Annotated in this window: 19 protein-coding genes; 9 read left to right on the forward strand and 10 right to left on the reverse strand. The window is 72.3% G+C overall.

Going from position 1 to position 24,346, the window contains the following annotated elements; translation table 11 throughout:
• Positions 1–65: 65 nt before the first annotated feature.
• The 3 genes from HCN08_RS24770 to thyX all read right to left on the reverse strand — a co-directional run bounded on the left by HCN08_RS24770 (position 66) and on the right by thyX (position 3,703).
• Positions 66–1,751 (reverse strand): ribonuclease J, encoded by a 1,686-nt coding sequence (locus HCN08_RS24770; RefSeq protein WP_167985452.1) that lies wholly within the window; start codon positions 1,749–1,751, stop codon positions 66–68.
• A 154-nt stretch (positions 1,752–1,905) separates the two neighbouring features.
• Entirely contained in the window at positions 1,906–2,805 is a 900-nt protein-coding gene (gene dapA, locus HCN08_RS24775) for a 4-hydroxy-tetrahydrodipicolinate synthase (RefSeq protein WP_167985453.1), read from the reverse strand.
• A 187-nt stretch (positions 2,806–2,992) separates the two neighbouring features.
• On the reverse strand, positions 2,993–3,703 hold the full coding sequence (gene thyX, locus HCN08_RS24780; protein ID WP_407648881.1) for an FAD-dependent thymidylate synthase: 711 nt from the start codon (positions 3,701–3,703) through the stop codon (positions 2,993–2,995).
• Positions 3,704–3,951: 248 nt separating this feature from the next.
• Here thyX and HCN08_RS24785 point away from each other — a divergent pair, with 248 nt between their 5' ends.
• Positions 3,952–4,494, forward strand: coding sequence for a hypothetical protein (locus HCN08_RS24785; protein WP_167985455.1), 543 nt, complete (start codon positions 3,952–3,954; stop codon positions 4,492–4,494).
• Positions 4,495–4,543: 49 nt separating this feature from the next.
• Here the strand turns inward: HCN08_RS24785 and HCN08_RS24790 are convergent, their stop codons facing one another.
• The 6 genes from HCN08_RS24790 to eccD all read right to left on the reverse strand — a co-directional run bounded on the left by HCN08_RS24790 (position 4,544) and on the right by eccD (position 11,628).
• Complete coding sequence (locus tag HCN08_RS24790; RefSeq protein ID WP_167985456.1) at positions 4,544–4,993, reverse strand: tetratricopeptide repeat protein; 450 nt, start codon at positions 4,991–4,993, stop codon at positions 4,544–4,546.
• 3 nt (positions 4,994–4,996) lie between these two features.
• Positions 4,997–5,770, reverse strand: a complete 774-nt coding sequence (gene dapB / locus HCN08_RS24795; RefSeq protein ID WP_167985457.1) for a 4-hydroxy-tetrahydrodipicolinate reductase — start codon at positions 5,768–5,770, stop codon at positions 4,997–4,999.
• 37 nt (positions 5,771–5,807) lie between these two features.
• Positions 5,808–7,184, reverse strand: a complete 1,377-nt coding sequence (locus tag HCN08_RS24800) for a M16 family metallopeptidase (RefSeq protein ID WP_167985458.1) — start codon at positions 7,182–7,184, stop codon at positions 5,808–5,810.
• Positions 7,181–9,403, reverse strand: a complete 2,223-nt coding sequence (locus HCN08_RS24805) for a polyribonucleotide nucleotidyltransferase (protein WP_167985459.1) — start codon at positions 9,401–9,403, stop codon at positions 7,181–7,183. Before HCN08_RS24805 ends, HCN08_RS24800 begins: the two co-directional genes overlap by 4 nt.
• A 312-nt stretch (positions 9,404–9,715) precedes the next feature.
• Entirely contained in the window at positions 9,716–10,003 is a 288-nt protein-coding gene (gene rpsO / locus HCN08_RS24810; protein ID WP_031521677.1) for a 30S ribosomal protein S15, read from the reverse strand.
• Between the two features lie 155 nt (positions 10,004–10,158).
• Positions 10,159–11,628 carry a type VII secretion integral membrane protein EccD gene (gene eccD / locus HCN08_RS24815; protein WP_167985460.1) on the reverse strand — a complete coding sequence of 490 codons (1,470 nt, stop codon included), beginning with the start codon at positions 11,626–11,628 and terminating at the stop codon, positions 10,159–10,161.
• Between the two features lie 135 nt (positions 11,629–11,763).
• Between eccD and eccCa the strand changes: the two genes are divergently transcribed.
• The 8 genes from eccCa (at position 11,764) to HCN08_RS24855 (ending at position 22,959) form a co-directional block, all read left to right on the forward strand.
• A complete protein-coding gene (gene eccCa / locus HCN08_RS24820) occupies positions 11,764–15,687 on the forward strand; it encodes a type VII secretion protein EccCa (protein ID WP_167985461.1) in 3,924 nt (1,307 codons plus the stop codon).
• A gap of 121 nt (positions 15,688–15,808) precedes the next feature.
• Entirely contained in the window at positions 15,809–16,462 is a 654-nt protein-coding gene (locus tag HCN08_RS36725; protein ID WP_322974664.1) for a hypothetical protein, read from the forward strand.
• Positions 16,459–17,103, forward strand: coding sequence for a hypothetical protein (locus HCN08_RS24830; RefSeq protein WP_167985462.1), 645 nt, complete (start codon positions 16,459–16,461; stop codon positions 17,101–17,103). The genes HCN08_RS36725 and HCN08_RS24830 overlap by 4 nt, the downstream gene beginning before the upstream one ends.
• Positions 17,103–18,899 (forward strand): putative T7SS-secreted protein, encoded by a 1,797-nt coding sequence (locus HCN08_RS24835; protein ID WP_167985463.1) that lies wholly within the window; start codon positions 17,103–17,105, stop codon positions 18,897–18,899. Before HCN08_RS24830 ends, HCN08_RS24835 begins: the two co-directional genes overlap by 1 nt.
• 16 nt (positions 18,900–18,915) lie before the next feature.
• Positions 18,916–19,236, forward strand: coding sequence for a hypothetical protein (locus tag HCN08_RS24840; RefSeq protein WP_167985464.1), 321 nt, complete (start codon positions 18,916–18,918; stop codon positions 19,234–19,236).
• Positions 19,237–19,475: 239 nt separating this feature from the next.
• A complete protein-coding gene (locus tag HCN08_RS24845; RefSeq protein WP_167985465.1) occupies positions 19,476–21,173 on the forward strand; it encodes a putative T7SS-secreted protein in 1,698 nt (565 codons plus the stop codon).
• 102 nt (positions 21,174–21,275) lie between these two features.
• Entirely contained in the window at positions 21,276–21,635 is a 360-nt protein-coding gene (locus HCN08_RS24850; protein ID WP_167985466.1) for a YrhB domain-containing protein, read from the forward strand.
• A 4-nt stretch (positions 21,636–21,639) separates the two neighbouring features.
• Positions 21,640–22,959 carry a YrhB domain-containing protein gene (locus tag HCN08_RS24855; protein ID WP_167985467.1) on the forward strand — a complete coding sequence of 440 codons (1,320 nt, stop codon included), beginning with the start codon at positions 21,640–21,642 and terminating at the stop codon, positions 22,957–22,959.
• 142 nt (positions 22,960–23,101) lie between these two features.
• Here HCN08_RS24855 and mycP read toward each other — a convergent pair whose 3' ends face one another.
• A complete protein-coding gene (mycP, locus tag HCN08_RS24860; protein ID WP_167985468.1) occupies positions 23,102–24,316 on the reverse strand; it encodes a type VII secretion-associated serine protease mycosin in 1,215 nt (404 codons plus the stop codon).
• Between the last annotated feature and the right edge of the window lie 30 nt (positions 24,317–24,346).

Here is a 24,346-nt window from a genome sequence, read left to right on the forward strand (position 1 = left end):
GTACTGGAGCGGGCCGCCGGATGCAAATCCGGCGGCCCGCTCGTGGTGGGGAGGTTGACGGTGGGTCAGACCTCCACGACCACCGGGAGGATCATCGGGCGGCGGCGGTAGGTGTCGGACACCCACTTGCCGACGGACCGTCGGATGAGCTGCTGGATCTGGCGGGTCTCCATCACACCGTCGGAGGCGGAACGGGACAGGCCCTCCTCGATCTTCGGGATGACGTCGGCGAAGGCCTCGTCCTCGATGCCGGAGCCGCGGGCATGGATGTTGGGGCCGCCGACGATCTTGCCGGTCGTGCTGTCGACCACGACGAAGACCGAGACGATCCCCTCCTCGCCGAGGATGCGGCGGTCCTTGAGCGAGGACTCGGTGATGTCGCCGACCGAGAGGCCGTCGACGTAGACGTAACCGGCCTGCACCTTGCCGGCGATGGTCGCCTTGCCGGCGACGAGGTCGACGGCGACACCGTCCTCGGCGATGACCGTGCGGTCCCGGGGGATTCCGGTGAGCTGGCCGAGGTCGGCGTTGGCCCGCAGGTGGCGCCATTCGCCGTGGATCGGCATCAGGTTGCGCGGCTTGCAGATGTTGTAGAAGTACAGGAGCTCGCCGGCCGAGGCGTGCCCGGAGACGTGGACCTTGGCGTTGCCCTTGTGGACGACGTTGGCTCCCCACCGGGTGAGGCCGTTGATGACCCGGTAGACCGCGTTCTCGTTCCCCGGGATCAGCGAGGAGGCCAGGACGACGGTGTCACCCTCCACGATGCGGATCTGGTGGTCGCGGTTGGCCATGCGGGAGAGGGCTGCCATCGGTTCGCCCTGGGAGCCGGTGCAGACCAGGACGACCTTCTCGTCCGGCAGGTCGTCGAGGACCTTGACGTCCACGATGAGGCCGGCCGGGACCTTGAGGTAGCCGAGGTCCCGGGCGATGCCCATGTTCCTGACCATGGAGCGGCCGACGAAGGCGACCTTGCGGCCTCGTTCGTGGGCGGCGTCCAGCACCTGCTGGATGCGGTGCACATGGCTGGCGAAGCTCGCGACGATGATGCGCTTCTCGGCCTTGGCGAAGGTCTGCCGGAGCACCTGCGAGATGTCGCGCTCGGGCGGGACAAAGCCGGGGACCTCGGCATTGGTGGAGTCGGCGAGGAGCAGGTCGATGCCCTCCTCGCCGAGCCGTGCGAAGGTCGGCAGGTCGGTGAGCCGGCCGTCCAGCGGGAGCTGGTCCATCTTGAAGTCGCCGGTGACCACGACCATGCCGGCCGGTGTGCGGATGGCGACGGCGAGGGCGTCGGGAATGGAGTGGTTGACGGCGACGAACTCGCAGTCGAAGGGCCCGATGCGCTCCCGGTCGCCCTCCTTGACCTCCAGGGCGTAGGGCCGGATGCGGTGCTCCTGCAGCTTGGCCTCGATGAGTGCGAGGGTGAGCTTGGAGCCGATCAGCGGGATGTCGTCCTTCTCCCTGAGCAGGAAGGGGACGGCTCCGATGTGGTCCTCGTGACCGTGGGTGAGGATCACTCCGACGACGTCGTCGAGGCGGTCCCTGATGGAGCTGAAGTCGGGGAGGATGAGATCGACGCCGGGCTGCTCCTCTTCGGGGAAGAGGACGCCGCAGTCGACGATCAGCAGCTTGCCGCCGAATTCGAAGACGGTCATGTTGCGGCCGATCTCACCGAGACCGCCGAGCGGCGTGATGCGCAGGCCGCCTTCGGTCAGGGGCCTCGGCGGGCCGAGTTCTGGGTGCGGATGACTCAAAGGTCTTCTCCCTGTCGCGCACGCCGGAAGGGCCTTCCTGGGCCATGGCGTGCGGCACTGTCTGTGGTTTTTCCGCGACGAACCGTCATTCGGGCGATGCGTCGGCGTTCGGATGGTGCGTATTCAGTTGTGAAGTCTGTTGTGAAGTCTGTGTTCACAGGTGTACCCCGCCGGCGGCGAGATCCTTCCTGAGCTGCTGTGTGGCCTCCGCGTCCAGTTCGACCAGCGGCAGGCGCAGGGGGCCGGCGGGCAGTCCGCGCAGCGCGAGGGCGGCCTTGGTGGTCATGACGCCCTGGGCGCGGAACATGCCGGTGAAGACCGGCAGCAGCCGCTGGTGGATCTCGGCCGCCTTGGTGACGTCGCCGCCGGTGTAGGCGTCGAGCATCGCCCGCAGCTCGGCGGTGACCAGGTGGCCGACGACGGAGACGAAGCCGGTGCCGCCGATGGACAGCAGCGGCAGGTTGAGCATGTCGTCGCCGGAGTACCAGGCCAGGCCGCTGCGGCTGAGGGCCCAGCCGGCGGCGGCGAGGTCGCCCTTGGCGTCCTTGTTGGCGACGATCCTGGGGTGCTGCGCCAGCCGGACGATGGTCTCGGTGTCCAGGGGGACGCCGCTGCGGCCGGGGATGTCGTAGAGCATCACGGGCAGGCCCGTGGCGTCGGCGATGGCCGTGAAGTGCCGGACCAGGCCCTCTTGCGGGGGCTTGCTGTAGTACGGCGTGACCGTGAGCAGGCCGTGGGCGCCGGCGCGCTCGGCCTGGCGGGCGAGCTCGGTGCTGTGCCGGGTGTCGTTGGTGCCGACGCCGGCGACGACGAAGGCGCGGTCGCCGACCGCTTCGACGACGGCCCGGACGAGCCGGTCCTTCTCCGTGTCGCTCGTGGTGGGCGACTCCCCGGTGGTGCCGTTGACGACGAGTCCGTCGTTGCCCGCGTCCACCAGGTGGGTGGCGAGCTGCTGGGCGCCGGCGAGGTCGAGGGCGCCGTCTGCGGTGAACGGCGTGACCATTGCGGTCAGTACCCGCCCGAAGGGGGCGTCGGGGGTGGAGGTCGGAGCCATGGGTCCCACGCTACTCGGTGTGTACGGGAGCACGCAGCCGTGGGACCTGCGCAAAGGACTCCGGCGGTGTCTGCTCGGGGGTTCAGGCACCGCCGGGGTCCGTATCGGCAGCGTAGATGAACCTCACGAATGCCTGCAATCCGAACACTTCGGACATTCGGCTACGGTGCGGCGCCCGGCCGCCTGCTTACGGGGCGACACGCCCGTTGGCATTGAAGGCCGCATGGGTGAGCGGCATGAGCTCCGACCAGGCCGCCTCCATGCGCTCGCCGACCATCGCGATCTCGCGCTGCGGGAAGGACGGCACCTTGGCCATCTCGTGCTGGGTGCGCAGCCCCAGGAAATGCATGAGCGAGCGCGCGTTGCACGTGGCGTACATCGAGGAGAACAGGCCGACCGGGAGGGTGGCCCTGGCCACCTCGCGGGCGACGCCCTCGGCGAGCATCGCCCGGTAGGCGGCGTACGACTGCGCGTAGGACTCCTCCATGGCGGCGACCGCGCCTTTGTGCTGCTCCGGCGTGCCGTGGACGAACTCGTACTTGCCCGGACGGCCCTGCTGCACCAGCTTGCGGTCCGGCCCCGGCACGTAGAAGACCGGCTGCAGCTCGCGGTAGCGGCCGGACTCCTCGTTGTACGACCATCCGACGCGGTGCCGCATGAACTCGCGGAAGACGAAGATCGGGGCGCTGACGAAGAAGGTCATCGAGTTGTGCTCGAAGGGGCTGCCGTGCCGGTCCCGCATGAGGTAGTTGATCAGGCCCTTCGAGCGCTCCGGGTCCTTGGTGAGCTCGTCGAGCGACTGCTCGCCCGCGGTGGAGACCCGGGCCGCCCACAGGACGTCGGAGTCCGACGCGCTGTGCTTGATCAGCTCGACGGTCACGTCGTCCCGGAACTCGATGGCGGCTGCCGGGTCGCTGTCGGGGGTCCCTGCGGGGGGTTCGGTCGGCACCTGGCGTCCTTACTGTGAGCTGACGTGCGGCTGCCACCCTATGGCGGGCCGGGCCCGGGATCACGTACGGGGTCACCTGTACGGCCGAGCAGCCGGTCGGCCGCCGTGAAGTAGCCGAGTCGGCGCCGGTGCGGCTAGCCTCACCGGTCAGAGTGCTGCCCGCCCGTCCCACCGGAAACGCAAAGAGGATCTCGCGCGTGTCCCTCCCCTTCAGCTCCGCGACCGCCCCCGACGACCTCGCGGCGGGACGACCGCTGCCGCACCTTGAGCAGGACCGCTGGATGCGCCCGTACCGGCCGGGGCCGTGGCGGGTCGGGACCGCGGCGATCGCCCTGATGCTGGCGTCGTACCTGCTCTTCGCCACGCTCATCATGGCCGCCGCGCGCAACGGGAGCGGTGCGGCGGTGTGCCTGCTGGTGGCGGTGCTGGTGATAGCGGCGACGCTGCGGCTGCTGCGGGTCGGGGTGTGGGTGAGCGGCAAGGGGCTGCGGCAGACGGGCTTCTTCAGCACGGTGACCGTGCCGTGGCGGAAGGTCGGCTCGGTGCGCACGGCGCAGCAGCCGGTGAAGGTGCTGGGGCTGCCGCGCACGGTGCAGGGTCAGGCGCTGATCATCACCCGCAAGGGCGGTGAGCCGCTGCGTCCGCAGCTCACCGACCACAACGCGGACTTCCTCGGCCGGGTCGAGGCCTTCGACATCGCCGCCGACACGATCGAGGGCTGGGCCGCGGAGCTGCGCTGAGCGTGCCCCGCAACGGCCCTCGGCGGCCCTGTGCGCCCCTCGGGGGCGGTCAGCGGGACGGTTTCCCGTCGTGCAGGGCGATGGCCCGCTGCATGGCCTTGCGTGCCCTCGGCGTGTCGCGGGCGTCGAAGTAGGCGACGGCCAGCCGGAACCAGTTGCGCCAGTCCTCCGGTGCCGCCTCGGTCTCGGCCTGCCGCTGTGCGAAGACCGCGTCGGCGGCATCCCGGTCGATCCGCCCGCTGGGGGTACGGGCCAGGTCGTCGACCGGCAGCCCGCCCTCGGCCTCCAGCTCGCGGCCCAGCCGTCCGGCGCTGCGGGCGAACTGCGTGGTGTGCCACAGGAACCAGGCGCCGATCAGGGGCAGCACCAGCACCGCGACGCCGAAGGCGACGGTGACCGGCCGCCCGTCGGCGATCAGCAGCACCCCGCGGTCGCCGACCAGCACGAAGTAGAAGATCAGCGCGAGGGCGGAGGCGGCGTAGCTGATTTTGGCGCGCATGCGTCAGTCTCCCTGGCGGTCCGGCTGGGTGCCCTCCAGGAAGTGTTCCAGGCCGTACGTGAGGCCCGGGACCCCGGGGACCGTGCGGGCGGCCAGCAGGATGCCGGGCATGAAGCTGCTGTGGTGGAGCGAGTCGTGCCGGATGGTGAGCGTCTCGCCGGTGCCGCCGAACAGCACCTCCTGGTGGGCGAGCAGGCCGCGCAGCCGTACCGAGTGCACGGGAATGCCCTCGACGTCGGCGCCGCGGGCGCCGTCCAGGCCGTGGGTGGTCGGGTCGTGCTGCGCGCCGAGGCCGGCCTCGGCGCGGGCGGCGGCGATCAGCTGGGCGGTGCGGGTGGCGGTGCCGCTGGGGGCGTCGGCCTTGTTGTCGTGGTGCAGCTCGATGACCTCGGCGGAGTCGAACCAGCGGGCGGCCTGCCGGGCGAACTGCATGGTCAGCACGGCGCCGATGGAGAAGTTGGGCGCGACCAGCACCCCGGTGTCGGGGGCGTCGGCCAGCCAGCCGCTCAGCTGCTCCAGGCGCTCCGCGGTCCAGCCGGTGGTGCCGACGACGGCGTGGATGCCGTGCCCGACGCAGAATTCCAGGTTGCCCATGACGGCGTCGGGGTGGGTCAGTTCCACGGCGACCTGCGCGCCGGCCTCGGTCAGCGCCTCCAGCGGGTCGTCGCGGTCGATCGCGGCGACCAGGTCGAGGTCGTCGGCGGCGTCGACGGCGCCGGCCGCGGCCGAGCCGATCCGGCCCTGGGCGCCGATGACGGCCACACGGAGCTTGCTCATCTTGCGGGGATCCTCCAGGTCTGCGTACGGCGGCAGGTCATGCGACGGCTTCGTGCAGGCGGGACGTCTGCTTCTGCTTGAGCGGGCCGATGGCGGCCAGCGACGGGCGCTGCCCCAGCACGTCGCGGGCGACCGCGCGCACCTCGTCGGGGGTGACGGCGGCGATCTTGGCGAGCAGGTCGTCGACCGAGAGCTGGTCGCCCCAGCACAGCTCGCTCTTGCCGATCCGGTTCATCAGCGCGCCGGTGTCCTCCAGGCCGAGCACGGTCGAGCCGGCCAGCTGGCCGATGGCGCGGCGCAGCTCCTCGTCGGTCAGCCCGTGCTCGGCGACCTGGTGGAGTTCGTCCCGGCAGATCTTCAGCACCTCGGGCACCCGGGAGGGCTGGCAGCCGGCGTACACCCCGAACAGGCCGCAGTCGGCGAAGGACGAGGTGTAGGAGTAGACCGAGTAGGCCAGGCCGCGCTTCTCCCTGATCTCCTGGAACAGCCGTGAGCTCATGCCGCCGCCGAGCGCGGTGTTGAGCACGCCGAGCGCCCAGCGCCGGTCGTCGGTGCGGGACAGGCCCGGTACGCCGAGCACCACGTGGGCCTGCTCGGTACGCCGGTCGAGGACCTCGACGCGGCCTGCGGTGCGCAGGGCGCGCCGGCCGGCCCGCGGCGGCTGCGGCGCGGCGTCGGGGTCGCGCAGCGCGCCGGCGGACTCGAAGGCGCGGCGGACCTGGCGTACGACGCCGGCGTGGTCGATGTTGCCCGCGGCGGCGACGACCAGCCGCGTCGGGTCGTAGTGCCGGCGGTAGAACCGGTGGACCTGGTCGCGGGTGAGGGCGTTGATGGTCTCGACGGTGCCGAGCACGGGGCGGCCCAGCGGGGTGTCGCCGAGCATGGCGGTGCTGAACAGGTCGTGGACCTGGTCGCCGGGGTCATCCTCGGTCATCGCGATCTCCTCCAGGACGACACCGCGTTCGGCGTCGATGTCCTCCTGGCGGATCAGCGACCCGGTGAGCATGTCGCACACGACGTCGACGGCCAGCGGCAGGTCGGTGTCGAGGACCCGGGCGTAGTAGCAGGTGTACTCCTTGGCGGTGAACGCGTTCATCTCGCCGCCGACGGCGTCTATGGCCGCGGAGATGTCCAGGGCGCTGCGCCGGGAGGTTCCCTTGAAGAGCAGGTGCTCCAGGTAGTGGGTGGCGCCGCCGAGCACCGGGGTCTCGTCGCGGGAGCCGACGGCGGCCCAGATGCCGAAGGTGGCCGACCGTACCGTCGGCAGCGTCTCGGTCACGACCCGCAGGCCGCCGGGGAGCACGCTGCGGCGTACGGTGCCGATGCCGTCGGTGCCGGGCAGCAGGGTCCGCGTGCGGACGGCCCGCCCCTTGGTGGAGGGGCGGGCCGTCACGGCGGTGGAGCGGGTCGTCACTGGGCCGACTCGTCCTTCGCGTCCTGCTCGTCGCCGTCCTCGCCCTCGATCACGGGGACGAGCGAGAGCTTGCCGCGCTGGTCGATCTCGGCGATCTCGACCTGCACCTTGGCGCCGACACCGAGGACGTCCTCGACGTTCTCCACGCGCTTGCCGCCGGCGAGCTTGCGGATCTGCGAGATGTGCAGCAGGCCGTCCTTGCCGGGCATGAGCGAGACGAACGCGCCGAAGGTGGTGGTCTTGACGACCGTGCCCAGGTAGCGCTCGCCGACCTCGGGCATCGTCGGGTTGGCGATCTGGTTGATCATCGTGCGGGCGGCCTCGGCCTGCGAGCCCTCCGTGGCGCCGATCAGGACCGTGCCGTCGTCCTCGATGGAGATGTCGGCGCCGGTGTCCTCCTGGATCTGGTTGATCATCTTGCCCTTGGGGCCGATGACCTCGCCGATCTTGTCCACCGGGATCTTGATGCTGATGATCCGCGGCGCGTTCGGGGACATCTCGTCCGGGGAGTCGATGGCCTCCATCATCACGTCGAGGATGTGCAGCCGGGCGTCGCGGGCCTGCTTGAGGGCCGCGGCGAGCACGGACGCCGGGATGCCGTCCAGCTTGGTGTCGAGCTGGAGGGCGGTCACGAAGTCCTTGGTGCCGGCGACCTTGAAGTCCATGTCGCCGAAGGCGTCCTCGGCGCCGAGGATGTCGGTCAGCGCCACGTAGTGCGTCTCGCCCTCGATCTCCTGTGAGATCAGGCCCATGGCGATACCGGCGACCGGGGCCTTGAGCGGCACACCGGCGTTCAGCAGCGACATGGTGGAGGCGCACACCGAGCCCATCGAGGTGGAGCCGTTGGAGCCCAGCGCCTCGGAGACCTGCCGGATCGCGTAGGGGAACTCCTCGCGGGTCGGCAGGACCGGGATCAGGGCGCGCTCGGCGAGCGCGCCGTGGCCGATCTCGCGGCGCTTGGGGGAGCCGACGCGGCCGGTCTCGCCGACGGAGTACGGCGGGAAGTTGTAGTTGTGCATGTAGCGCTTGCGCGTCTCGGGCGCCAGCGTGTCCAGCTGCTGCTCCATGCGGAGCATGTTGAGGGTGGTGACGCCCAGGATCTGGGTCTCACCGCGCTCGAACAGCGCCGAGCCGTGCACCCGCGGGATCGCCTCGACCTCGGCGGCCAGGGTGCGGATGTCGGTGACGCCGCGGCCGTCGATACGGACCTTGTCGCGGATGACGCGCTGGCGGACCAGCTTCTTGGTCAGCGAGCGGTAGGCGGCGGAGATCTCCTTCTCGCGGCCCTCGAACTGCGGCAGGAGCTTCTCGGCGGCCAGGCCCTTGACGCGGTCCAGCTCGGCCTCGCGGGCCTGCTTGCCGGCGATGGTCAGCGCCTGCGCCAGCTCGTCGGTGACCGCGGCCTCCAGGGCCTCGAAGACGTCGGCCTCGTACTCGAGGAAGACGGGGAATTCGGCGGTCGGCTTGGCGGCCTTGCCGGCCAGCTCCGACTGCGCCTTGCACAGGACCTTGATGAACGGCTTGGCGGCCTCCAGGCCGGAGGCGACGACCTCCTCGGTCGGCGCCTCGGCGCCGCCCTCGACGAGCCTGATCGTCTTGTCGGTGGCCTCGGCCTCGACCATCATGATCGCCACGTCGCCGTCGTCCAGCACGCGGCCGGCGACGACCATGTCGAACACGGCCTCCTCCAGCTCGGTGTGCGTGGGGAAGGCCACCCACTGGCCGCGGATCAGGGCGACGCGCACGCCGCCGATCGGGCCGGAGAAGGGCAGGCCGGCCAGCTGCGTGGAGCAGGAGGCGGCGTTGATCGCGACCACGTCGTAGAGGTGGTCGGGGTTGAGCGCCATGATGGTGGCGACGATCTGGATCTCGTTGCGCAGGCCCTTGACGAAGGACGGGCGCAGCGGGCGGTCGATCAGCCGGCAGGTGAGGATGGCGTCCTCGGAGGGGCGGCCCTCGCGGCGGAAGAACGAGCCGGGGATGCGGCCGGCGGCGTACATGCGCTCCTCGACGTCCACCGTGAGGGGGAAGAAGTCGAAGTGCTCCTTGGGCTGCTTGGAAGCGCTGGTGGCCGACAGCACCATGGTGTCGTCGTCCAGGTAGGCCACGGCGGAGCCGGCGGCCTGACGGGCCAGCCGGCCCGTCTCGAAGCGGATGGTGCGGGTGCCGAAGGTCCCGTTGTCGATGACGGCTTCGGCGTAGTGGGTCTCGTTCTCCACTATGGGGTTTCTCCTCGTCTCGCCCGCGGGGCGTTTCCCCGTGGGCCATCGGTGGAGGGGCGTCCTGCCGGGGCCGGTCTTCGATCGAAGCCACCGGGGGCGTAACCACCCGGAAGCCACTACCGAGGACCGGCAGCTGCGGCGGATAGGAGGACGCTCCTCCTCATACGTTGTCAACAGCAGTCAACATCACCATTGCACCAGATGACGCACGTGTCGCGCACGTCTTGTGCGCGCTTCGTGACCGTCGTGGCGGCGCATATGGCAAAGGGAGCGGCCCCGTCCGACGGGAACCGCTCCCCAGCACGCGTCCTAGCGAACGCCCGCCGCACCGGCACGGATGCCGAGGCGCTCGCGCAGCTCACGGAAGCGCGTGATGTCCTTCTTGGCCAGGTACTGCAGCAGGCGGCGGCGCTGGCCGACCAGGATGAGCAGACCGCGGCGCGAGTGGTGGTCGTGCTTGTGGGTCTTGAGGTGCTCGGTCAGGTCCGAGATGCGCCGCGAAAGCAGCGCGACCTGGACCTCGGGGGAGCCGGTGTCGCCTTCCTTGGTGCCGAACTCGGCGATGATCTGCTTCTTCGTCTCGACATCGAGAGCCATACGGACTCCTCCAGGGGTCAGTCGCCGGCGAGCGCCCCCGGTCTTCTTCGCGGGGAGATCTTCTGTGACTCGCACGGCACACGGTCACCGGGCGTGAGCGCACGGGTGACCTCACCACAGACTACCAGCCGGTGATCGTGCTCCTTACCGGCGGGTCAGTCGCTGCTGAGGCCGCGGACCGAGCTGTAGACCTTCAGGACCGCCAGGCACAGCGGGACCAGCGACAGCAGCACGACGCCCTCGGTGAGGTCCAGGCTGCGGCCCCAGAACGGCGAGACGCCCTTGCGCGGCACGATCAGGCCGATCGCGACCATCAGCACCGCGCCCGCCGCGATCGCCGCGGACAGCCACAGGGTGTGCAGGTCCAGCGGGCTGTGGTCGCCGTGCGCCAGGTGGATCAGCAGCGAGGTGTCGGGGTTGAGCGCGAGGCCCAGGATGAGCAGCGCGATCGCGAGGATCCCGGCCACCACCAGGCTCGCGACCTGCGTGGTGTAGCGGAAGAGCCGGGCGCGCAGCAGTGCGGCGACGCCCGCGGTCAGGGCCAGCACCTGGGCGGGCGCGGAGTGGGAGAAGCCCATGACGGCGGTGGCGCCGACGACGGTGGCCGCGCAGCCGCCGACCAGGCCGAGCAGCAGCTCGTGGCCGCGGCGGGCCTGCGCCGCGACGGCCTCGTAGTCGATGGGCGGCTCGGGGTCGGCGCGCCGGTCGCCGTACCGCTCCATGACCTCGGCGGACGGCTCGGGCTGGCCGAAACCGATCGGGAGCCGGGCGAAGCGCGCGGACCAGCCGGGCAGGAAGCCGACCAGCCCGACCGCGGCGACGGCGGCGACCGAGGCGACGGCGCGCGGCGGGGCGTCGGTGGCGATGGCGCCGTACGTGGCCAGGGTGCCGGCGGCGGCCAGGAACGCCGACGCCACGAAGGGCGCGTCGCCGGTCGGCAGCACCGCGACGAGGATCGCCGAGGCCAGCAGCACCGTCGCGCAGCCCACCAGGAACTGCAGCCGGCCCGGTCCGTGCCCGGCGTCGGGGGCGACGATGCCGGAGCCGGCGATCAGCAGGTGCGGCAGCGCGGCCAGGCCCAGGGCGACCGCGGCGGCGCGGTCGCGGTAGACGCGGGCGCGTACGGCGGCGAAGGCGATCAGGACCGTGCCGATGACGCCGGCGACGACGCCCGGCATGGAGTGCATGTCGTGCCGGACCGGTTCGGCCCACCACAGGACGAAGCACATCATCACCAGCAGCACCGCGCCGCCGGTCAGGCCGACCGCCCGCATCAGGTCGTCGGACCAGCGGCGCCGGTCGCGGACCACGGCGGTGGCTATGGCGTCGGCGACGTCGTCGTGGACGGCGGGCGGCAGCGACTCGGCGAACGCGCGCAGGGCGATCAGCTCGCCGTCCAGCACGCGCTGCGCGGACAGCGACAGGGCGGGGTCCAGCACGCTGCCGTCCCGGCGGACGAGGTGGAAGCCGGTGGGCTCCTCCTCGCTCTGCACCTGCCCCGACAGGCGCAGGATGTCCGGGCGCAGGTCGGCGACCGGCAGGTCGTCCGGAAGCGCCACGTCGATCCTGCTGTCCGGCGCCACGACCGTGACGCGGCAGAATCCGGTCGCTGAGATCGTGCTCACCGCGCTGTGCCCCCTAGCGTGCGGTAGTCCGCGTGCAGCCAACTCCCGCCTGGCCGGTGGGCAGTGGCTGTAAGTAGTATCTGCGACAAAATATCAGTCACGACGGGTCGATGATCCCGGGGGGCGAGCACATCAGTGAGTTCGGTCATCGTCAAGCGTCCGGCGCGGGCTTTCCCGCCGGAGGTGCCGGCAGAAGAGCTTGAGCTGGCGCCGCCGCCGGAACTCCAACGCGGCCAGGACCAGGGCGTGATGATGATGCTGCTGCCCATGCTCGCCATGGGCGGCTCTGCGGCGTATTTCTTCATGCCCGGTTCGCAGCCCATCATGAAGGTGATGGGCGGCCTGATGATGACGTCGATGGTCGCCATGGGCATCGGCCAGGTCGTGCGGACCCGGCAGGGCGCCAGCGGCCATATGGCCGACGGCCGCCGTGACTACCTCAAGTACCTGGCGCAGCAGCGCCGTAAGGCCCGCAAGGTGGCCGAGCAGCAGCGCAACAGCCAGCTCTACACCCATCCCGCGCCCGACCAGCTGTGGGCGCTGGCCGCGGAGGGCAAGCGGATCTGGGAGCGGCGCCCCGGCGACGACGACTTCGGACAGGTGAGGGTCGGGCTCGCCCCGCAGCAATTGGCCACGCCGTTGGTGGCGCCGGAGACGGCGCCGGTGGACCAGCTGGAGCCGCTCACCGCGCACGCCATGCAGCGTTTCATCGCCGCCTACGGCACGGTCGAGGGCCTGCCGCTTGCGGTGTCGCTGCGGGCGTTCGCGCATGTGGCGCTGACCGGTGAGCCGGCCGCTGTGTACGGGCAGGCGCGGGCGATGATCGCGCAGCTGACCGCGCTGCACTCCCCCGCCGACATGGTGCTGGGCGTGGCGGCGTCGCCGTCGGCGATGCGCGAGTGGGAGTGGGTCAAGTGGCTGCCGCACGCGCAGTCCGGGGCGGAGCTGGACGGGGCCGGCACCCGGCGCCTGGTGGTAGGCGACCTGGGCGAGCTGGAGGAGCTGCTGCGCGGCCGGCTGGAGGACCGGCCGCGGTTCCAGCGGGACGCGACGCCGCTGCTGGACCAGCCGCACCTGGTGGTCTTCGTCGACGGCGGCGCCGTCCCGGCGACGTCGGTGCTGGCGTCCGCGGAGGGGCTGCTGGGCGTGACGCTGGTGGAGGTGGCGCCGGGCGAGAGCGGTGAGCCGCGCGGCGACCTGTGGCTGCGCTGCACGGCCGAGGAGATGCTGCTGCGCTCGTCGGCGGGGCATGCGTACGGCGGCACGCCGGACCGGCTCAGCGCGATCGAGGCGGAGTCCCTGGCGCGGCAGTTGGCGCCGCTGCGGCCGGCGGACGGCGGTGAGGACGAACCGCTGCTGTCCAACCTGGACTTCACCGACCTGATGGGCATCGGCGAGGCCGGCTCGTTCGACGTGGCGCGCGGCTGGGTGCCGCGCAGCCAGCACGAGCGGCTGCGGGTGCCGATCGGCGTCGGCGAGGACGGCGAGCCGGTCTACCTGGACCTGAAGGAGGCCGCGCAGGAGGGCATGGGCCCGCACGGGCTGTGCGTGGGCGCGACCGGTTCCGGCAAGTCGGAGCTGCTGCGCACCCTGGTGCTCGGGCTGGCGGTCACCCACTCGTCGGAGTCGCTGAACTTCGTGCTCGCCGACTTCAAGGGCGGCGCGACCTTCGCCGGGATGAGCGAGATGCCGCACGTGTCGGCGGTCATCACCAACCTCGCCGACGACCTGACGCTGGTCGACCGCATGCGCGACTCGATCACCGGTGAACTGCAGCGCCGCCAGGAGCTGCTGAAGTCCACCGGCAACTACGCCAACATCCACGACTACGAGCGGGCCAGGACCGCGGGTGCGGCGCTTGAGCCGCTGGCGTCACTGGTGCTGGTCATCGACGAGTTCAGCGAACTGCTCACCGCCAAGCCCGAGTTCATCGACATGTTCATCCAGATCGGCCGGATCGGCCGGTCGCTGGGCGTGCACCTGCTGCTGGCCTCGCAGCGCCTGGAGGAGGGCCGGCTGCGCGGCCTGGACACGTACCTGTCGTACCGCATCGGCCTGCGGACCTTCTCCGCCTCGGAGTCGCGGGCGGCGCTGGGCGTGCCGGACGCGTACCACCTGCCGTCGGTGCCGGGTTCGGGCTACCTGAAGTTCGGCACGGACACCATGGTGCGGTTCAAGGCGGCGTACGTCTCCGGTCCGTACCGCCGCGGGCAGGCCGCGGAGGCGGACGGCTCGGTGATGGCCGGTCGCCGGGCGGCGCCGTTCACCGCGGCGCAGGTGCCGATGAGCGCGCCGGTCGCGCAGCCGGTGGCGCAGCGGGACGACGCGGTCGCCGACACCGTGCTGGACGTGCTCGTGCGGCGGCTGGAGGGCCGCGGCCCGGAGGCGCACCAGGTGTGGCTGCCGCCGCTGGACGAGGCGCCGAGCCTGGACCGGCTGATGCCGCTGGCGGTGTCGGAGCGCGGTCTGCAGGCGAGCAGCGGGGTGGCGCTGGGGTCGCTGACCGCGCCGCTGGGCATCGTGGACAAGCCGTTCGAGCAGCGCCGCGACCCGCTGATGCTGGACTTCAGCGGCGCGGCCGGCCACGGCCTGGTCGTCGGCGGTCCGCGCAGCGGCAAGTCGACGCTGCTGCGCACATTGGTGACGTCCTTCGCGCTGACGCACACCCCGGATGAAGTGCAGTTCTACTGCCTGGACTTCGGTGGCGGCGCGCTGCGCGCCGTGGACGGGCTCGCGCATGTCGGCGGTGTCGCCGGGCGGCTGGAGCCGGACCGGGTGCGGCGCGCTGTCGCGGAGGTCGCGGGCGTGCTGGCCCGCCGTGAGGAGGTCTTCCGCAGTCGCGGCATCGACACGGTCGCGTCGTACCGCAGGATGCGGGCGACCGGTGAGCTGCCCGACGAGCGGTGGGGCGACGTCTTCCTGCTGATCGACGGCTGGGGCGCGTTCAAGCAGGACAACGAGCAACTGGAGCCCGTCGTCGCGGACATCGCAGCGCGCGGTCTCGGCTTCGGTGTGCACGTCGTCATCACCGCGTCGCGCTACATGGAGGTCAGGGCGGCGCTGAAGGACCAGTTGCTGAACCGGCTGGAGCTGCGGCTCGGCGACACCATGGACTCCGAGATCAACCGCAAGGTCGCCGCGAACGTGCCGCCGGGGGTTCCGGGGCGCGGCATCACGCCGGCGCAGCTGCACTTCATGGCGGGCCTGCCGCGTATCGACGGCAGTTCGTCGGCGGCCGACCTCGCCGAGGGCGGCTCGGCCCTGATCGAGGCGGTCAACTCGGCCTGGCGCGGGCAGACCGCGCCGGCGATCCGGATGCTGCCGCGCATGCTGCCCGCCGAGCAGCTGCCGGACGGTTCGCGCTTCCCCGAGCGGGGGATCGCCATCGGCATCGACGAGACGGCGCTCGCGCCGGTCTTCGTCAACTTCGAGACCGATCCGGTGCTGATCATCTTCGGTGACAGCGAGTCGGGCAAGACGGCCGCGCTGCGGCACATCGCCCGCCAGTTGAGCCGCCGCTACACCCCGCAGGAGGCGATGCTCGTCGTCTCCGACTACCGGCGCACACTGCTCGGTTCGCTGCCCGAGAGCCATGTGCTGGAGTACGTGGCGGCGTCCGCGGCCATGGAGACGCACATGACGGAGGTCGCCAAGCTCGTCGAGCGGCGCGCCCCCGGGCCCGACGTCACACCGCGGCAGTTGCGCGACCGCAGTTGGTGGAGCGGACCGCAGCTGTTCGTGCTGATCGACGACTACGAGCTGGTCACGGCGGGCAGCAACCCGATGGCGCAGCTCGCCGACAGCCTGCCGTTCGCCCGTGACGTGGGGGTGCGCTTCATCCTGGCGCGCAGCAGCGGCGGCGCGGGCCGGTCCATGTACGAGCCGTTCATGCAGCGGGCCAAGGAACTGGCCGCACAGGGCCTGGTGCTGTCCGGCGACCCGGGCGAGGGCGAGCTGATGGGCAGTATCCGGCCGCGGCAGATGCCGCCCGGGCGGGCGATCTTCTCGGCCCGGCGCGGCGGGGCGCGGCTGGTCCAGCTGGCCTGGAACCCCGAGTGAGCTGCGGCTTGTTGACGGCGGGGGGCCGGGCACCCGGCCGCCTGCTAGCTTTTCCGGGTGGAGTGAGGGCGAGTGTGTGCGGCCGGGATTGTGCTGCCGCACCGGCGATGGGGGCACGATCATGAAGTCGGACTGGGACCGGTTCTACGGTTCCGGCGGTGACGCGGCGCCGGCCGGCTCCGACGGGAAGCCGGAGACCCCCGCGGGCGGGCCCGGGGGCGCCGGGGACGTACCGGAGCGGGCGCCCGGCGGCGACGGCCCGGTCACGCCGGCCCAGTCGCGGCTGACGGACCTGGTGGCCGGCGCGGGCGACCGCCCGACGGTGCCGGTCGCCGCGGCCTTCGGGGCGCTGCCGACGGCGCAGGAGGGCGCGCACGCGGCGCTCATTGCGGAGCTGACGGATCTGCACGCCGGGAACGGCGACCCGGTGGCGCTCATCGACGCCTTCCGCGCGAGCGTGGTGATGGTGCCGACCATCGAGGGCGACCTGTGGGCGACCAAGTCGGGCGGTGTGCACTGGGTGTACGCCTTCTCCGACGACACCGAGCTGGCGCGTTTCGCGGTGGCCCGCGGCGCGGACGGCTCGCAGGACGTGGACTACGTGACGGTCCACGGGTGGCGGCTGCTGGACGAGGTGGTGCCCGCGGTCGGCGAGCCGGCCGGTGTGGCGCTGGACGTGGCGGGCGGCCTGCCGATGCTCTTCCCGCCCGTGGTGGGCGTGGTACCTGACAGGGCCGCGGTGGACGCCGTGGCGGTGAACGGGGAGGAACGATGACCGGAGGCGGCGGGGGCGGCGGCTACAACGTCACCGAGACGGCACTGGCGCAGACGGCGGCCGGGCTCAACGGCGTGATCCACGAGCTGCAGTCGATGGGCCAGGAGGCGGCGGCCGACGTGGGCCGCGGCTTCTCCAACATGAAGCTGACCGGCATGCAGACCGGCCACGACGGGCTCACCTCGGCCTTCAACGGCTTCTGCGACCGCTGGGAGTGGGGCGTGCGCACGATCGTGCAGGACGCCGACCAGATCGCGCAGCGCCTGGGCCTGGCGGCCGGCACGTACTACGAGATGGACCAGTACGCGAAGAAGACGCTCAAGGTCGTCGTGGCCTCCGACCTCGGCAATCCCAACCTGACCGAGGAGCAGGAGGAGAACATGTCGTGGAGCCAGATCGGCTCCGACAACGCGATCAACGACTTCCTGCACCCCGACTTCAGCCCGAAGTCCGCCCAGCAGGCGCTGTCCGAGATGGGGCAGACCTGGAAGGACACCGCGCACGACATGAGCCAGAACTGGACGGCGGAGACCGCGGCGACGCTCACCGGCAACCACGACGAGTACAACAAGGCCCTGGAGGACTTCTACGGTCCGACGGCGGCCGAGCAGGCGCAGCAGCAGGGGCAGGGCGGCGGCTGATGGGCCTGGGGGCGCTGGTCGACGCTCTGGGCGACGCCGGCGGCAAGGTGCTGCGCTCCGCGCGGCGCACGGCCGGCGCCCTGATCGACGACAACGCCCGCATGGCGGCCGGGGCCCTGGACGCCGCCGGCCTGCACCGGGTCGCGGAATGGGCCGAGGACACCGGTGACGCGATCGCCGACCGGCTCGCCGCCCACGTCGACGAGCAGGAACTCGGCCGCAGCGACGACCCGGTGGAGTTGGTGCACGGCGACGCCGGGCGGCTGCGCGCCGCCGCCGGCCATTTGCGCCGGCTGCACACGGCGTTCGACACCGGCCGCAGGGGCCTGTCCCGGCTCGACGCCGACGACTGGCAGGGCGCGGGCGGCGACGCCTTCCGGGCGGCCTTCACGCCGCAGCCGGTCGCGTGGGGCCGCGCGGCGACCGCGTGCCAGGAGGCGGCGGAGGCGCTGGAGCGGTACGCGTGCACCGTGGAGTGGGCGCAAGGGCGGGCGGCCGAGGCGGTACGGCTGTGGCGGCGCGGGGTGCGGGCGCGTGAGCGGGCCGCCGCTGCCTATAGCGCCGCGGTGGCGCGGTACGAGGGGGCTGTGGAGCGTGCTCCGGGCGGCGGTGGGCCTGCGGCGCCCGGGCCCTTCGTCGACCCCGGGCAGGGCGACCGGGACGCCGCCTGCGATGTCCTGGCGGCGGCGCGCGAGCAGCGGGACAGCGCGGCCGGCGCCGCGGTGGCGGCCCTGCGCTCCGCGGCGGCGCTCGCGCCCGAACTGCCGCGCTTCGGCGAGCGGCTCGCCCATCGGGCCGGTGACCTGTTCGCCGCCGCGCCCATCCGCCTGGAGCACTTCGCCGGCGGCGTCGTGCGGGCCGCTGCCGACGCGCTGCGTTTCGCCCGCGGCCTGAACCCGTACGACCCGTACAACGTCACCCACCCGGCCGCGTACGTGACCCGGCTGGACGCGACGGCGGCCGGGCTGCTGGACCTGGCTGCGCGTCCCGAGCGGCTGCCGGGCGCGGTGCTCGGCGGCGGTTGGGGCTCGGACGGTGACGAGGCGGGCGGCCGGTTGCTCGGCAATGTGCTGCTGGCTCTCGCCACGGACGGCGGCAGCGCGGCCGGCCGCGGCTTGCCCGGGTGGCGTGCCGCCGTGCCGCCGCGGGGCGCCCGGCTGGAGGAGATCCGCAGCGCGCTGAAGGGCGGGCCGGGCGGGCTGCAGCCCGTCGACCACGCCGACCAGCGGGCGCTGGAGGCGGCGGTGCCGCGCAACCGCGACGGCAGCTTCCGGCGCCATCCCGACCCGCGCGCACCGTGGACCCGGCGGCAGAACGACGGCGGCCCCCAGGTGGCCGGCCGCGCCAACAACTGCGCCGACGCCGTACGCGCCGCCCTGGAGACCTGGTACGGCAACCCGCAGGTCGCCGCGGCCCGCACCCTCACCCGCGGGGAGGACGGCACGCTCGACCTGTTGACGGCCGAGCGGTTCGGCGTGGAGAACGGCAACGCCTGGGGCGGCACCCCTTTCGGCTACACCGGGCCGGGACCGAGCGCGTACGGCACGGTCGCCGAGGAGGTGCGCGGGGCCGGGCACGGGTCGAGCGCCTTCGTGCACATCGAGTGGCCGGCCACCGCCGACGGGACGCGCACCGCGCATGTCTTCACCGCCCTCAACCACCAGGGCCAGGTCTACTGGTTCGACCCGCAGACGGGCCTGGTGAGCACCGAGCCGATCCACACCGGTGCGCGGCATGTGTTCCACTATGTGCTCGACGCGCAGCGGCGGCCGGTCGCACCGGCGCCCGTACCGTGAAAGAGGCGGTGGTGTGGTGAGCCCGACCGATCCCGGGCCCCGCGTGGACGAGGCGGAGGCCCGGCGTATTGCCGCGCGCAGCTTCGCGTGGCGGTTGCCGGACGGCGCGCCGGCGCCGCTGTCGGCCACCGAGTTCGACCTCGGCTTCATCGTGCTGCCCGTCCTCGCGCCGCCACCGCCGCCGCCTCCCGGGCAGCCGCCGGCGATAACCGCGCCGGGGACGGCGGCGGTCGTGGTGGACAAGTCCTCCGGCACGGCCACGGTGCTGCCCTATCACGGTGTCGAAGGCACGGCGGAGCTGTACCGCCAGGTGCGCGGCGGCGATCCGCGGCAATAGGCGCCGGCGTGGACCATGTGCTGACGGTCGTGCCGCCGTCCGGGCGTGTCGGAAGCCGCCGGGGGGACGGGGAAAGCTGCTCCCACCAGGGGGGCCGGGATGTCCCGCTCCCGTAACAAGCGGGACCGAAGATGCGCCCGGGAGACCAAACCTGAGAGGATGACCGGCATCCTCAACACCGTTAGAGGCGGGCCGGCCCCGGAGGCGGCACCGCAGAACAGCACCGCGGGGGTGGGCTGATGGGCCTGGGCAGTCTGGTCAACAAGATCGGCGACGGCGGCGAGAAGCTGATCGGCAAGGCCAAGAAGAAGGCCGGCGAGCTGATCGACGACGGCGCCCACCTCGTCGGCGACGGACTGGACCACGTCGGCCTGCACGACGCGGCCGACTGGGTCGACGACCACGGCGACTCCATCGCCGACCACCTCGGCGCGCACGTCGACGAGCAGCAGCTCGGCCAGACCGAGGACCCCAAGGAGCTCATCCACGGCGACTCGAACAAGGTGCGGGAGATCTCCGGGCACCTGAGCCGCTTCCACAGCGCCTTCGACACCGGCCACACGGGTCTGACCCACCTCGACCCCGGCGACTGGAACGGCGACGGAGCCGACGCCTTCCGCGCCAAGTTCCAGCCCCAGCCCGCGAAATGGGCCAAGGCCGCGACCGCCTGCCAGGACGCCTCGAACGCGCTGGAGGACTACGCCTTCACCATCGACTGGGCCCAGGGCCAGGCCAAGGAGGCCATCCGGCTGTGGAAGCAGGGCACCGAGGCGCGCAAGAAGGCCGCGGAGGCGTACAACACCCAGGTCGACCAGTACAACAGCGACCTGGCCGACTACAAGAAGAAGGTCGACGGCAACGGCGACCCGGGCAAGCCGCCCACCGCCCCGGCCGCGTTCGTCGACCCGGGCGCCGGCGACAAGAGCCACGCCAAGGAGATCCTGACCGCCGCCCGCAAGCAGCGCAACACCGCGGCCGGTGACGCGGCGACCAAGGTCCGCGCCGCCACCGCCCTCGCGCCGCCCAAGCCGGACTTCACCGACCGCATGAAGGGTGACGGCGGCGACTTCCTGCGCTCGGCGCCCATCCAGATGGAGCACTTCGCGGGCGGCCTGATACGCAGCGGCACCGACATCCTGAAGTTCGTCCGGGGCCTGAACCCGACGGACCCGTACAACATCACCCACCCGGCGCAATATCTGACGCATCTGAACTCGACCGTCGCCGGCATCGTCGACATGTCCGCCCATCCGGAGCGGCTGCCCGGCATCCTGCTCGGCAGCGGGTGGGGCTCGGACGCCGACGAGGCGGGCGGCCGGCTCGTCGGCAACATCCTCATGGCTCTCGCCACCGACGGCGGCAGCGCGGCCGGCAAGGCCGCCGTCGAAGGCGCGGGCAAGGACATCGCCGAGCAGGGCGCCAAGGACGCGGCGGCGGGCGCGGGCAAGTGGAAGGGCCTCGCGCGGGCCACCTCCGACGTCAAGGGCAAGGCGTTCCACCAGGGCTCGATGACGCCCGCCGAGGAGGCGCAGTTTCTGCACGACGAGTACCCGTGGCTCAAGGACGTCAACGAGACGGGCAAGCCGGGCTACACCGAGAACTGCTCGAAGAACGTCGAGGCGGTCAACGAGCGCCTCGACGGCATGCCGTCCAAGGCCACGCCGCTGCAGTCGGGACAGTGGCCGAGCCCCGCGCGGCTGGGGAACCCCGGTGCCAAGTTCCACGACGTCAGCAACTACGACAACATCATCAACGACATGAACGCGCGCGGCGAGGGGTCGCGCGGCGTGGTGTACGTCGCCCGGCCGGACGGGACGGCGCACGTCTTCAACGTCGTCCACGACAGCAACGGCGTGGTCTTCCTCGACGGCCAGACCGGGCGGCTCGCCCAGCTCGAGACCGGCACGTCGAGAATCATGTATATGCCGTACAAGTAGCCTGGCCGGGCGGCCCCGGCGGCCCCGGGGACCGCGAGCCACCGACGAGTTCACGACGTATGCGCCGGCGTGATCGGCGCGACGAGGAAAGGTGCACCTGTAATGACCGAGGAGCAGGCACTCGCCGCCGCCTGGGCGTTCCTGCGGGACCGGTTCGGGGACGGGCCGCCGACCATCGTGATCGGGCCCGACGCGGCGACCGAGCACCGGCTGGCCTGGACCGTCCTCTTCGACACCCAGGAGCACCTCGACACCGGCGACATCACGCAGGCGCCGATGGTGCGGTCCGTCGTGGTCTTCAAGGACGGATCGCTCGTCGACTTCGTGCCCAGCGCCCTGAACATGGCCGAGTCCAAGGCCTGGTACGACGAGGGCGTGTGGCCGGAGCGGCTGAGCCACCTGGACGACCCGCGGACCTTCGGGACCCAGTGGACCCGGCAGCCGCCGGCGACCGGGGCGTGAGGCCGTGACCGATCCGTATCTGGTCGCCAGGGAATGGCTCGGCGCCGAGTACGACGTGCCGATGCGGCTGGAGCGCGCACCGGTCGCCGAGACCCCGCAGACCTGGGTCTTCAGCACCGCCCTCGAACCGGCCGCCGCGGGTGCGGCGGCGGCGCCGATGCTCACCTCGCTGGTGTGCGTGCCGAAGAACGGCATGCCGCCCTTCCACCCGGCCACCGACGACCCGTGGGGCGACCTGGCCGACTTCGAGCGGGACCCCAGGCCCCGCGACCCCGCCGCCCAGGCCCGCAGGACCAACGCCAGGGGCGCGGTGCTCGCCGCGCACGCCTCGGTCGGCGGGGCACCCGCGGCTGCCCTGCCGTGGCAGTCGGCCCACGAGGGCCCCACCTGGTGGGACGACTTCCTGCGCCGGTACTTCCCGACCGCCGAGGTCGGGCCCTGCCCCGACTGGGAGACCGTCATCGCGGCGGTCGGTGAGCCCGGTCCCGGCACCGCGGGCGTGGTGTGGGTGCGGCGCGAGCTGCACGGCGCCGAGGCGACCGGCCACCTGCTGTACGCGCACAACAAGGACGGCCAGGTCGCCGTCCTCGACCCGCAGGCGCAGCGGCTCGCCCGGCTGGAGACCGAGAACGTCCGCGAGATCGTGCTGGCCCGTATCCCGCCGCAGGGCGCCGCCGGTGCCGCGACCACGGCGGCGACCGCTGCGGCTGGCGCCGGGCACGGCGCACCGGACCTGGCCTCGGCCGTGCGCGCCGCCGAGGCGTGGCTGGAGCATGTGCACGGCGGGCAGGTCGTGCTCGTGGACCCCTCCCCCGAGGACGAGAGCGCACGCGGCTGGCTCTTCGCCGTCAACACCCGCCAGTTCGTCGCCGACGGCAACCCGCAGCACGGGATGCTGGACGCGGCCCTGGTGGTGCCCAAGGACGGCTCGATGCCGTTCGGGCTCCCTAACTCCGACCCGTGGGGCTGGTTCACGGCCTGGGACCAGGGCGCGCAGCCCGGCGTCGACGGCTTCCCGCTGCCGCCCGAGCCCGGCCCCGCGGCCTGGTTCGGGCCGACGATGGCCTCGCTGGGCGAGGTCATGGAGGTCGTCGACTTCACCGACTGGCCGACGGTGCTGGGCGAGCTGGTGGAGTTGCCGCCGGGTGCGCGGGGGCTGGTGTGGGTGCGCCGCAACGACCGGCGGGGGCGGGAGTCGGTGGGCCTGCTGTGCGTGGTGACGCAGACCGAGCGGGGGCCCGCGGTGATCGACGCCGCCAGGGACGCGCCGGCGGCACTCGAGACCGAGGGCCTGCGGTCGCTGCACCTGATCCGCTACCGCTGAAGCTCGGGTGCGTGAGCGGCCCTGTACGGCCTTCTGGGAGCCGTACAGGGCCGCTCGCACCTCCGGGACGGCTCATGATCTGACGGCGCCTCAGACGGCCGCCTGCGGCCTCGGGTGTGTCGTGCGGTGCGCGCCGCTCGGCTCAGGTGCGGCGCCGGCGGTCGCGCAGGGCGATCGTCGTACCGGTGATGAGCAGCAGGACGACCGCCATGCCGCTGACCACGTAGGCCGCGGTGCGCTTCTGGCGCTGCTTGGCGGTGTCGCCGAACGTGAGGGCCGCGGGCACCACCCGGTCCCGGCCCTTGAGCACGCCGGGGTCGGGGGTGGGGGTCTCGACCTTCTTCTCGTCGTCGGTCAGCGCCCGGACCGGGTCCACGACGCCCCAGCCGACGAACGCGTTGTGGCCGAGGGACGTGGTGCGCTGGGCGGTCTGCTCGATCTGCGCGATGACCTCGGGCGCGGTCCAGGACGGGTGCTTGGCGCGGATGAGCGCGGCGACCCCGGCGACGAAGGGCGCGGCGAAACTGGTGCCGTTGTCCACGCACTGCCCGCCGCCGGGCACGGTGGACAGCATGTCCACGCCCGGTGCGGCGACGCCGACGAAATCCCCCGCCTGGGAGAAGGACGCGCGCTCGTTGTTGCGGTCCGATGCCCCGACCGCCAGTACACCCGGATAGCCGCCGGGGAAGGTGGTCCTGGACTTGCCGTCGGCTCCGTCGTTGCCCGCGGAGGCGATGACGACGACGTCGGCGTGCACGGCGGCGGTGATGGCTGCCTGCAGCTCGGGGGTGCCGGCGGGGGCGTCCTGCGAGATGTTGATGACCTTGGCGCCGGCCGCCACGGCGTCGTGCAGCGCCTTGATCAGGTTGGGGATCGTCCCCGTGCCGTCCTCGCCCGCCTGCCGGATCGAGATGATGGTGGCCTGCGGGGCCAGACCGACGAAGCCGGTCGAGGACACGGGCCGGGCCGCGATGATGCCCGCGACCTCGGTGCCATGGCCGACGGGGTCGGTGGTGCCGTTGCCCTTGGGGTCCACCAGGTCGACGCTGTGCGAGACGTCCACCGCGAGCGTCAACTGGGGGTTCTTGACATCCACCCCCGAGTCGATCACCGCTACCTTGACGCCCTTGCCCTGGGTACTCTGCCACAGTTGGTTGAGCAGCACCCGTTGCAGCGACCACGGCGTCTGCTTGACGGACGGCGCGGGGAATGTGCACTGCCCGTCGCCGTCCAGCGGCTGGTACGCGCGCGGCGAGTCGGGCGCAGCGGACGCGTCGGCCATCGCCGCGGGGGCCGAGCCGAGCAGAACCCCCGGCAGAACCGCCAGTGCGGCTGCGGCGACGGCTGCCACGGACATCCCACGCCGGCGCGGCGGCCCTGCAACCCT

It is taken from the genome of Actinacidiphila epipremni, from assembly GCF_012034175.1.
GTDB lineage: Bacteria > Actinomycetota > Actinomycetes > Streptomycetales > Streptomycetaceae > Actinacidiphila > Actinacidiphila epipremni.

Bases quoted from the DNA above. Each gene is read 5' to 3' on its own strand.
- dapA (WP_167985453.1), bottom strand. From the start codon at position 2,805: ATGGCTCCGACCTCCACCCCCGACGCCCCCTTCGGGCGGGTACTGACC.
- HCN08_RS24790 (WP_167985456.1), bottom strand. From the start codon at position 4,993: ATGCGCGCCAAAATCAGCTACGCCGCCTCCGCCCTCGCGCTGATCTTC.
- dapB (WP_167985457.1), bottom strand. From the start codon at position 5,770: ATGAGCAAGCTCCGTGTGGCCGTCATCGGCGCCCAGGGCCGGATCGGC.
- rpsO (WP_031521677.1), bottom strand. From the start codon at position 10,003: ATGGCTCTCGATGTCGAGACGAAGAAGCAGATCATCGCCGAGTTCGGC.
- HCN08_RS36725 (WP_322974664.1), top strand. From the start codon at position 15,809: ATGAAGTCGGACTGGGACCGGTTCTACGGTTCCGGCGGTGACGCGGCG.
- HCN08_RS24830 (WP_167985462.1), top strand. From the start codon at position 16,459: ATGACCGGAGGCGGCGGGGGCGGCGGCTACAACGTCACCGAGACGGCA.
- HCN08_RS24835 (WP_167985463.1), top strand. From the start codon at position 17,103: ATGGGCCTGGGGGCGCTGGTCGACGCTCTGGGCGACGCCGGCGGCAAG.
- HCN08_RS24845 (WP_167985465.1), top strand. From the start codon at position 19,476: ATGGGCCTGGGCAGTCTGGTCAACAAGATCGGCGACGGCGGCGAGAAG.
- HCN08_RS24850 (WP_167985466.1), top strand. From the start codon at position 21,276: ATGACCGAGGAGCAGGCACTCGCCGCCGCCTGGGCGTTCCTGCGGGAC.
- mycP (WP_167985468.1), bottom strand. From the start codon at position 24,316: ATGTCCGTGGCAGCCGTCGCCGCAGCCGCACTGGCGGTTCTGCCGGGG.